Below are 2,828 nucleotides of genomic sequence, written 5' to 3'. Positions count from 1 at the left end.
CACCACGTCGTCTATTTTGCGCTGCAACACCATGTTTGAGAACTCATGTCGCAGGTCTGCCAGCGGTACGACATGGGCGATGGGGTCATGGCGTGCCGGACTTGGGGTCGTACGATCGATCGTCTCGGGTAACCCTTTGCGGGCAGCCTCCAGAAAACTGCCGATCCGGGTCTTGGATTTAACCGCCACACGGCCGTAGAGATAATCTGACACGCCGTCGACTTTTTTCAGCCAATAGTTGAACAGCTTCGCCTCACGGAAGGCGATGCCATCGGGCATGTTTGGGGTGTACAGCAGAACCGGGTTGTCCGCGTGGCTGAACAGGTAATTGCCGATGACCCATTCACCGTCGATCATCAGCCGATGCACTTTGTACAGGTTGCGGGTCGCGACCGTCGTATCGCCAAAGCTATCGATGGCACGTTCCAGCCAGGCCAGGTCGACCCGCGCGATATGGCCGCGCAGGCAGCAGTCCAGCGCCGCGTATTTCATCTGCAGTTGGTTGATCATTAGCGTGGCGTTGCGCCGTTCGACGTAACCTGGGCTGCTCGCGCTTTGTAGTTTGGCGCGTACTTCGTCGATGTAACGCTGGCCGATCCATGCACCGGTCACTGAGCGTGCAACGTTCTGCGGGGTCAGGCGACTCAGGTCGACGCCATCAGGCCCACTGAAGGTGGCGGACGTGGAAAACTTCGGGTCGATGAAACCGACGTTGTCCTGGTAGCCGTCTCTGTATAAGCGGGTATAGGTGATGGGCTTCGGCATACCACCCAGCAGCGGCCAAGGTGCCGAAACATAGACGGTGTCCGGGTCAATATCATTCTGGCTACGGCCCAGCAGCGTGTTCAGGCTGAGCTTGGCTTTCTCCTGCACAAAGGCGTCGAAGGTGATGAAGTTCGCTTCTGAATCGGGCCGGGCGTTGTAGGTGCGCAAGGCGCCGGCGGCATCCTCGCCAAGGCTGGTCAACCGGGTTCGGTCTGCGACTTGGGCGGAGCGGTACCACAGCGGGGTCGTGTATTCGTAGTCGTCCAGCGCAACACTTTGTGCATGAGCGACCATGGCGTCCAGGCAGACCGTGTAGGCGCATAAGGAGCCGAATGTCACCTCCTCGTGTTCCTGTGCATCGGGCCTCAAACCCAGCCCGGCGAGAAACGTAGCCATCTTTGGCCGAAAACGCAGGGGGCATTGTTCGAGCAGATAGTCATTCATGGTTCGGCCCTGGAGCCGGCGGGTGTCGTCAGCCCAAGCGATGATATGCGTCTGGCATTCACGCTCGGTGGTGAAGGTGAGGAACTGTCGCTCGCGTGGGGAACCTGGCGTGTTCAGCAGCAAGCGTCGGGTTTGACCACTGCCATCGTCCTCACGCAACAGCCACACATCCTTGAGCTGCGAGCCATGCAGCAGCACGGTCTGCGCGCGCAGGCGTGGGCGCGTGCCCGCGCGCAGGTCTTCGAACAATTGGTAGTCCGCCTGGCTCAAATCGCCCCGCAACCGGGCGACATAGGCAAGCAACACCAGGCGCTGATCGAACAGGTCGCGGGTGGCCTGTTTGATTTCAGCTTTGACCTGCATTTTGTTTTGCAGCGCGGCAAAGTCCAGGCGCGGTTGCATGTCGGGCTCACGGAGTATGGCCAGCACGCTTTGCGCATTCAGCTCAGCGTGCCGGCCTTGCGGGGCCGCCCCCGCGTAGGTCAGGGTGGTGTTAGTCAGGAAGTCCGAACCGGGTAGCTCGTCGCCGGTATGCAGCCCCGAATAGCTCAACTGCGCAAGCGTGCGCTGCTGCTCGTAGGTGCCAACTTGGGCGACGTTACGTCGGGTGGTGATCTGCAGGTGCTGCAGATCCAGGTCATGTATTTCCAGCTCTTCGTCCAGGTACTCGGTCAACTGGTAGCGCGCCAAGTCCTGGGGGGACGCGGCAGGTCCGAGCAGATCGATGAAGGTGTTTCGGGCCTGATTGTAAGCATGGATAAAACCACTCAGGGTCTGCTGGCCCGCTGGGTCTGCGCTGCGATACCAATCCGGCAGGCTGTTGTAGAGGCTTCGCTCCAGCAGCTGTTGCTGCCTGAAGGCCAGGCGTAATGACAAGTCGGGGAGCGCGGCCTTTACGGCACGTTCCAATGCCGACGTCAGCAGCGTGGCATCGTGCAGCGGGTTGTCGACCAGGCTCAAGGCCAGGTCGATATCCTGGCGACGCTTTTCGAGTATCGCGTCGTAGGTGTGCTCGAAGAGCGGCTCGCCTTCAATCGGCAGCAATTGCAGGGGCCAGATATCGGCGATGTCCAACGTTTGGTAATGCACCGGCAGGTGTCGGCTGATCTCTTCGCGACCCGCCGTCAGTGCCAGGATCGACTTGAGGCCCACGTCGAGTTCCGCCAGGGAATCGAAGGTCTCCAGGCCTCGATTTGGACTAAATAACAGCACCTGACCGAGGTCCTGTCCCGACGTCAGGTTATCGACGCTGGGGCTGGATTTGCGCGTAAGCACGAAGGCCCCGGCAAATTCCACGGTCTTGTCCTGGTAACTGAAATTGAGCGAGTACATGCCCGGCCGAAAGGTCGGGCCTAGGGAGCAGTCTTCAATCATGCGCTGTTCGGCGGGTGACAGCAGGTAATCACGCACATCCAGCCTGGCCTGTTGCTCCAGTTCGCCAAGACCGGCCGCCTGAGTGATAAAACTTTTGCGTCCTTGGCCGTCCACCGTGCTGGTTTCGTCGAGGCTTTGCAGGTGGGTGTTGAGGTCGGCTCTGAGCTGAGCCAGCAACATCTTGCCCGCATCCTGGGTGAGGTCGGCCTGCGCCAGCGCCTGAAACAGGCTACGTGACTGGCTCA

Annotated in this window: 1 pseudogene; it reads right to left on the bottom strand. The window is 60.2% G+C overall.

From position 1 onward, the window contains the following. A pseudogene (locus tag E0F99_RS30215) lies at nt 1-2,828 on the bottom strand (membrane-targeted effector domain-containing toxin); the annotation flags it as partial.

The organism is Pseudomonas antarctica, from assembly GCF_900624995.1.
GTDB lineage: Bacteria > Pseudomonadota > Gammaproteobacteria > Pseudomonadales > Pseudomonadaceae > Aquipseudomonas > Aquipseudomonas antarctica.
This window is presented reverse-complemented; position numbering and strand designations above follow the sequence as displayed.